The organism is Ruminococcus sp. (genome assembly GCF_024691275.1).
Taxonomy (GTDB): domain Bacteria; phylum Bacillota; class Clostridia; order Oscillospirales; family Ruminococcaceae; genus Ruminococcus.
Genome location: NZ_JAILNU010000044.1, coordinates 1 through 6,338, shown reverse-complemented (window position 1 = coordinate 6,338; position 6,338 = coordinate 1). Strand labels below are relative to the sequence as shown.

The window sequence follows — 6,338 nt, the reverse complement described above, 5'->3', positions numbered from 1 at the left end:
TCCTGTATGCAGTAATGCAGGTAAACCGCATCCGGATCACCTGCTTCTATCAGTTTTTTACTTCTTCAACCGAGCTGTCTTCCTTGGTGAAGCCGTTATATTCCATAACAGCTACAACAAGGTCACTGTACTCGCCCGGATTATCTATCAGTTCGCATATGAGGGCTTCCGCGTCCTTTACGCCATAACTGTCCTGAAGTTCAACACTGTTAAGGTTAGGCTCAACGCATGACCTCGCAAGGATAGCCTTCATATACTTGGAATTATCTACTTTTGATCTGGTCTCTTTGCCCACTATCGTGGTCTTCACGCACATATCCCTGATCTCATCGTTTTCCTTTGTGCTTATAGGACGGAACGTGAACTTCACCGGCTCACCGTTCTCATCGCAGAGAGACTTTGTGGGAGCTATTATAAGATTCTCCCTCGTTACTTTGTTTTTCTTAAGATACATTGACAACCCGCTCATGTTGTAAATCCTCCAAATTCTTAATATTTTCTGATGATATTTGTAAATAAAGGGGATACCCTTTTGAGATATCCCCCAGTGAAACAGCTATATGATCACGATACTCTGTAGTTAGGCATCTCGGTGAAGCCTTCGCTGAGATCAAAATCATCAAATGTTCCGGAAATATCCATGCTGAGTCCGTCCGACTCTGTATCGAGCATAGCGATAACTGTAGAGTCAAGAAGACAGTCAGAAAGGATAACTTCCTGTCTTCCGGTGCTTCCGGAGAAGTTTTCGTTTGTAACGAACATCTTAAATCTAGGGAACTCGCCTGTGTCCTTATATACTTGCATCATACGTGTGTAGATGCTGGTATTGAAGTCTACTGTGGCAGTGAAGGTTCCCTTCCATCCGGTCACGTAGTTGACGCGTCCGGACTTTCCGAGAAGGCCTCTCTCCTTTTTGGTGAGGTCTACCTGTGCCTTATACTTCTGAATGTTGAAAAGGCAGTAACGCTCGTCAGCTATCTCAAGATAAGCTGAACCGCCTGTTCCCGCCATGATGTCGTTAACGTTCATGATATTTGCATTAGGCATTATCCTATCCCCCTTTCTCAGCTAACTACAACGGTCATGTAAAGGATCTCCATACATGATACCGGTGTGATATTGGTATTAACTACCACGCTGTTTTTTTGTTCTCCGGCTTCAACGGTGATATCGGTATTCGCAGTGAACTCCTCGATAGCACGCATCTGGCGGAGCTGGTTGAAGTAATCAACCAATGCACTCCAGAATGAGGTGCGTCCTTCGGCATCATTGGGAACCTTGCCGAGGTATCTGGTGTTGAACAGCGTTGCAATGTCGTTGCCAATCTGGTTGATAACGCGGATTGTCTGATTTGACTGGAAATCAGCGCCCTTGTCGTCGGTAAGGGTAACAAGTGAATTGATATCCCTTAATACGTTATAGGCATCGCCGACCTTGTGGAATACGATCTTGCCGGCGTTGATAGCATCCTCAAGCTGTGACTGGGTGTAGGATGTGCTGATAGTGTTCTCACCATCATATGTTGTGTTGGTGAGGGACTTGTTGAGAGCACAGCCTGCCTCAGCACCTGCAAGCCAGGGAACGAGGTTTGCAGCTGTAGCTTCATTGATGATGCACTCATGGTCTGCTGCCTGGTTATAGAGAACAGCCTGGATCCTGATACCGCACTCTTCAACCATACGCTTTGTGAATGCTACATAAAGAGCCTTCACAGAGCCGTCAGTGGAAGTGGTACAGAGGATATTGTAGGTCTGTTCCTCAAGAAGTGCCATGAAGTCGCTGTGGTTTGTTCCGGTAACAGAACTGTTTGTGCCGCCTGTACATGAAGTGCCTGTAGTAGCTGCCAGTGTAGCTGTCTTATCGAAATCGAAATAATCGTTATCGACAAGTGCAGCCGCTGAAGCAACGCCTACCTGCTTATCAACAAGCGTGGTGTCAACATAGGTTGATACATCCCACTTGGTACTGTCGTCCGCATTCACTGCGATAACAGTCTTAATGGCGTTACCTCTGGTGCCTGCATATTTTGCAGCGCCGAAAGTATTCGTGGCTTTGTTTCCTGCACCGTTAAGACGGTAAAGCAGAAGCTTTGTAGCGTGGAGCATAACTTCTCTGATATCCTTCAGTGAAGCATCTCCGTACTCATAGCCGAATACCTTGAAGCAGTCCTTCGTGATAGTCTCATTGGTCACTTCGATGATCTTTGAAGCATCGCCCCAGTTAAGTTCCATAGCCATAGCCACTACGCCTCTGTCAGCAAGGTTTGCACTTGCATTGTTCAGAGATACGAAGTTGATATATGAGCCGGGGATAACTTTGTTCTGGGTTGTGAAATATCCGCCTCCGAGCATATTATTTTACCTCTCTTTCCATAAAAATTTTTATGATTTCATCCGTTTCCTCGAATGTATATTCCTTGTCATCCTCTAAAAGAGCATTAACAAGGTCTACACGGTCACGGTATCTTTTTGTTTTTGCGATGGTCTCCTTAGGGAACTTGAGAGCCTTGGGAGCCTCGTCTTTCTTTTCGTTCTTAGCCATTCTTTACCTCCGTTTCGATGGTAGCTGTGAGCATGTAATCAGGATCTCCTTCGACCAGGTAAGCCGTCCACAGATAATCAAACAAGCATACAAGCGTATGTTCATCGGTATCCGCATGTGTTTCCATGTTCACTGCATTGAGTGTCTTTGTAACCGTCTCTTTGCCTTCCGTCACGCTCACATCAAGCTTTTTAACATCAAAAGGCAGGGATTCGGACATATCGTTGATTGCCGACGCAGTTCCGGCAAGGAACACTATCTGGAAGTGTGCCCTTATCCTGTATCTTCCCTCGAGCTGGGGCGTCCTCTCCGCTCTCATGAATTTAAGCAGGAAGCAGGGTTCCGTTACTCCCTGCTCCATATCGTCAACATAGACCTCATAGCCGGAATAACAGCTGAGGTTCTTCGCTATAGATTCAAGTATTTCGTTAATCATTTCAGTTTTTCCTCCAGCCATGTATTCAGGCGCTTTTCGGTGATGCCGTCCACTTTGGGCTTCAGCTCGTTCACGGAATCGGTCAGCATGTGCCTTCCTTCTACCCATGGTTTCTTGAGTTTTTTCCCGAGTGCCGGTACGAATTGCCCTACGTTCTGCCTGTGCCCGTATTCGACATATGACGCATATTCAGTATTATTGATAACATTCAGGGTGTATCCGCCTAAAGTGTGCTTCACTTCTGTGACGTTCCAGTTCCTCCTGAGTGTGCCGCCGGTCTTTCCCGATTCCGCAGGATAAATACCTACCGGAGTCTTCTGCTTTGTGGCACGTAAGAGCCTGGCACCTATCTCATTCGCGCAGCCCTCAAAGAACTCAGGGAGTTCCTTCTCTATTCCTTTAAGCTTCTCTTTGAATTTTTCAAATTCACTGAAATCTACTGCCATTATGCCCACCTCTCAGCTTCTACGAGCGATATCTCCTGATGTGACGGATACACGGCAGGTATCCCGGAGCTTTTGAAATACTCCGTTCTTCCTTCCTGCGTGACCGTGACTTTGGAACCGGGCTTTACAGTAATGGAAGGTGTCATCAGAAGAACTATGTTCTTCGCCATCATAAAAGCTCCGTTCTTGTTCTCGGTTGCAGGAACGCTTTTAACGACCATCCTGCACGGCTGGTCCTTGCATACCTCTGTATCCGTTGTCGAAGTGATGTTCGTGGTCTGGCTGGTAGTCTTGGTGACCTCTGTAATGGTACAGAGTCCACTGTATTTTGACTCTACCGGATGCATTCTCACCACCTCAGCTTTCTGAACGCATTAAGCTTTCCGAAATCACTGGTAGAAAAACCATATACCGAATCCCTTGAGGAAGTACCGGAGACGTTATAGGTCCATGAGCACTCTCCCTCGGTCTGGGAAGCTACGTCAAGTACCTGTCCCGTCCCAAAAGATGTTTCATAATCTATAACGTCCTTCGTCTTTGCCCTAATAAAAGGTTCAAGCTCCTCAGGAACGCCTTCCTGGTTGATATAGTTCACTGTATTCTGCCAGATATCCCCAATAAGGAGATCCCTGGCAGTCCCCGTGATGTTCAGATTAGCTTTGACCGTTGCAATGGTCGTTGCTTTATCCATTACTGACATATCCGCCTCCAATCCGGAAGGAGCTTTTTAAGGCTCCCTCCGGTATCATTTCTTCTTTGCAGTTTTCTTTGCTTCAGGTTTCTTGGTCTCAGCCTTTTCAGATACCCCCTCAGAATCATTTGCGTGCGCTTTTTCGACTTTTTCTTCTATAAGGGTAGGATTTATAGGCTTTTCCTCTTCAACCGTCTGATAACGTCTTCTCAACAGCATACCATCACCTCACGATCACGAAGCCTTGAACTGAGCAACAACTACCTTTGAGTCATTGCTGAGAACTGTAGCATAGTGCTCATCAGCCGATACAACTGTTGTCTTTGCAAGGATATCCCTGTCAGACTCAGCCTGTACGCCTCTCTTGAGGTATACGGTAAGAGCGGGAGTACTTGTAGCGAACTTATCAGCTGCGGGATCCTCATTCGCGTCTGCTACGTCAACGATGACGATAGGGTTAACGAAGTAAGGATATGCTACAGCTGCAACGTAAGAATCAACAGCGGGAGTATAAACTACCTTGTTGGTTCCGTCCCAGAAAGCACCTGCGGTAAGCTGTGAAAGCTTAGCTTCGCCTGTGCTGGGAGTAGCAGATTCTGCAACGATCTTTGTAGCGCCTGAATCGCCAGCTGCACACTTAACGTAGCCGATCTTTACAACCTTCTTTGACTTTACTACCTGGCAACCGCAGATCATACCGATGGTACCGGTCATGATAACGTCCATGCCGCTCTTTGACCTGTCGATGAAGTTCGAGTCAACACGAAGGTCTGCTTCCTGATCAGGATGGATGAAGATGATCTTGTTGAGTGCTGTGTCGCTCTCATCTTCGAAAAGCGCGTTTGCAGCAACAAGGCCTGAGTAGTCGATAACTGCTACAGGGCTTGCGCCATAAACGAGTGAAGCCTTTAAGAGCTCTGCGTAAAGGTCGTTGTCAACCTTGGATGCGATAGACATAGTAAGCTGTGCGGAAGTCTCTCCCATAGGATCACCGTAAGCTGAAAGAACAGCCTCGTCTGTGATCTCTACAGCCTTACCTGCCTTCTTAACCTTTGCAGTGGTTGTTGAAGCGCTGAGAACTGTGGTTCCCATCTGTACGCCTTCTGCTACGTCTTCTGCGTCACCGATGTAAGCATACTTAGGAACTGTGATGGTGTCACCGGGTTTCCCTGTAAGAGTGGTGTCAACCTTAGCGATAGGTGCGAACTTGATCTTCTTGGGTAATGTAGCTGAAATCATATCAGCCATGACCTGGGGATTTACCAGGTCAGTAAGTTTTGTCTGAGCCATAATTCTTTACCTTTCCTTTCATTGATTATTCTGTTTGTGCCTGTAATGAATCATACAGGGCTTTGTCAGTGTTGTAGAGCTCCACCTTCTGCTTGTAGGACATCTTTGCAAAATCCTGCTTTGTGATGGTCCCGTTTGTCTGGGTACCGCCGTTTCCTCCGGGTGTCACTCCTACAAAAGTAGCTTTGCCAGCTCCTGCCGGCTGTTGCTGTGGTACATCAAAAAGATATGATTCAGATTTCTGAAGTGCCTTTATCTGCTCTGCTAAGCCTTTGACATTGCCTTTTTCGTCAAGTTCTGCCTTGTCGAGATCTGTAAGCAGTGCCATGGCCGCTTTTGCGTTCTTTGCGCCTGCATCTCTTAAGGCATTGCTTATAGCATTGTCAATCTGCATCTTCTTGATGCGTGCTTCATACTGGTCTTTCGCCTCGGTGTTTGTCTTCTGGAGCTCCTCAATCTGCTTCTTTAAGGCTTCCGAATCCGGTGCAGCCTTTTTAAGTTCCTCGAGCTGTTTATCACGTTCCTTGATAAGTGCTTCGGCGTTTTTCTTCGCCTCGTTCACTTCGTCAAAACGTGACTTAGGGATGAATCCCTTAAGCTCCTCTGCCGATGCTGCTGCCAGTTTGTCAGCAAGTGCCTCGGTCATTCCTTCAATCTTCATCAGTTCTTCTTTTCTCATGTGTTTTTCCTCCGAATACATTTTTTGCGCTGTTCTGTCAGCGGTCTATTCTCCCCGGTTCTTTAGCGTCTGCCGGGGCTTAAAGACGGATATAAAGAATGCACCCCTTTCGGAATGCATTGATTATCGTATAATAAAAGCACCCCGGAGGATGCTCAAATTATTAAAATATGTTATAATCCTTCCTGCAAGGCTCACCACAAACTCTTGCAGAAAGGAGGTGGTATCATGTCAAATAATGAATCCATGTTTGAT

11 protein-coding genes are annotated in these 6,338 nt (G+C 46.5%); all 11 read right to left on the bottom strand.

What is annotated here, in order from left to right:
- Window positions 1-49: 49 nt before the first annotated feature.
- The 11 genes from K6G33_RS05715 to K6G33_RS05665 all read right to left on the bottom strand — a co-directional run bounded on the left by K6G33_RS05715 (window position 50) and on the right by K6G33_RS05665 (window position 6,083).
- Window positions 50-454, bottom strand: coding sequence for a hypothetical protein (locus tag K6G33_RS05715; protein WP_296777232.1), 405 nt, complete (start codon window positions 452-454; stop codon window positions 50-52).
- Between the two features lie 110 nt (window positions 455-564).
- Window positions 565-1,047: a phage tail tube protein gene (locus K6G33_RS05710; RefSeq protein ID WP_296777230.1), complete on the bottom strand. Its 483-nt coding sequence runs from the start codon at window positions 1,045-1,047 to the stop codon at window positions 565-567.
- A gap of 17 nt (window positions 1,048-1,064) precedes the next feature.
- Window positions 1,065-2,351 (bottom strand): phage tail sheath family protein, encoded by a 1,287-nt coding sequence (locus tag K6G33_RS05705; RefSeq protein ID WP_296777228.1) that lies wholly within the window; start codon window positions 2,349-2,351, stop codon window positions 1,065-1,067.
- Window position 2,352: 1 nt separating this feature from the next.
- Window positions 2,353-2,541 (bottom strand): hypothetical protein, encoded by a 189-nt coding sequence (locus tag K6G33_RS05700; RefSeq protein ID WP_296777227.1) that lies wholly within the window; start codon window positions 2,539-2,541, stop codon window positions 2,353-2,355.
- On the bottom strand, window positions 2,534-2,977 hold the full coding sequence (locus tag K6G33_RS05695) for a DUF6838 family protein (protein ID WP_296777225.1): 444 nt from the start codon (window positions 2,975-2,977) through the stop codon (window positions 2,534-2,536). The genes K6G33_RS05700 and K6G33_RS05695 overlap by 8 nt, the downstream gene beginning before the upstream one ends.
- On the bottom strand, window positions 2,974-3,423 hold the full coding sequence (locus tag K6G33_RS05690; protein ID WP_296777224.1) for an HK97 gp10 family phage protein: 450 nt from the start codon (window positions 3,421-3,423) through the stop codon (window positions 2,974-2,976). Before K6G33_RS05690 ends, K6G33_RS05695 begins: the two co-directional genes overlap by 4 nt.
- Window positions 3,423-3,770: a hypothetical protein gene (locus K6G33_RS05685; RefSeq protein ID WP_296777223.1), complete on the bottom strand. Its 348-nt coding sequence runs from the start codon at window positions 3,768-3,770 to the stop codon at window positions 3,423-3,425. The genes K6G33_RS05690 and K6G33_RS05685 overlap by 1 nt, the downstream gene beginning before the upstream one ends.
- Window positions 3,771-3,772: 2 nt before the next feature.
- Window positions 3,773-4,123, bottom strand: a complete 351-nt coding sequence (locus tag K6G33_RS05680) for a hypothetical protein (RefSeq protein WP_296777220.1) — start codon at window positions 4,121-4,123, stop codon at window positions 3,773-3,775.
- Between the two features lie 45 nt (window positions 4,124-4,168).
- Window positions 4,169-4,333, bottom strand: a complete 165-nt coding sequence (locus tag K6G33_RS05675) for a hypothetical protein (protein WP_296777217.1) — start codon at window positions 4,331-4,333, stop codon at window positions 4,169-4,171.
- Between the two features lie 15 nt (window positions 4,334-4,348).
- Window positions 4,349-5,404, bottom strand: a complete 1,056-nt coding sequence (locus tag K6G33_RS05670; RefSeq protein WP_296777214.1) for a N4-gp56 family major capsid protein — start codon at window positions 5,402-5,404, stop codon at window positions 4,349-4,351.
- 25 nt (window positions 5,405-5,429) lie between these two features.
- A complete protein-coding gene (locus K6G33_RS05665; RefSeq protein WP_296777211.1) occupies window positions 5,430-6,083 on the bottom strand; it encodes a phage scaffolding protein in 654 nt (217 codons plus the stop codon).
- Between the last annotated feature and the right edge of the window lie 255 nt (window positions 6,084-6,338).

Coding starts and splice junctions, on each gene's coding strand:
- K6G33_RS05715 (WP_296777232.1), bottom strand. CDS start 454: ATGTATCTTAAGAAAAACAAAGTAACGAGGGAGAATCTTATAATAGCT.
- K6G33_RS05710 (WP_296777230.1), bottom strand. CDS start 1,047: ATGCCTAATGCAAATATCATGAACGTTAACGACATCATGGCGGGAACA.
- K6G33_RS05705 (WP_296777228.1), bottom strand. CDS start 2,351: ATGCTCGGAGGCGGATATTTCACAACCCAGAACAAAGTTATCCCCGGC.
- K6G33_RS05700 (WP_296777227.1), bottom strand. CDS start 2,541: ATGGCTAAGAACGAAAAGAAAGACGAGGCTCCCAAGGCTCTCAAGTTC.
- K6G33_RS05695 (WP_296777225.1), bottom strand. CDS start 2,977: ATGATTAACGAAATACTTGAATCTATAGCGAAGAACCTCAGCTGTTAT.
- K6G33_RS05690 (WP_296777224.1), bottom strand. CDS start 3,423: ATGGCAGTAGATTTCAGTGAATTTGAAAAATTCAAAGAGAAGCTTAAA.
- K6G33_RS05685 (WP_296777223.1), bottom strand. CDS start 3,770: ATGCATCCGGTAGAGTCAAAATACAGTGGACTCTGTACCATTACAGAG.
- K6G33_RS05680 (WP_296777220.1), bottom strand. CDS start 4,123: ATGTCAGTAATGGATAAAGCAACGACCATTGCAACGGTCAAAGCTAAT.
- K6G33_RS05675 (WP_296777217.1), bottom strand. CDS start 4,333: ATGCTGTTGAGAAGACGTTATCAGACGGTTGAAGAGGAAAAGCCTATA.
- K6G33_RS05670 (WP_296777214.1), bottom strand. CDS start 5,404: ATGGCTCAGACAAAACTTACTGACCTGGTAAATCCCCAGGTCATGGCT.
- K6G33_RS05665 (WP_296777211.1), bottom strand. CDS start 6,083: ATGAGAAAAGAAGAACTGATGAAGATTGAAGGAATGACCGAGGCACTT.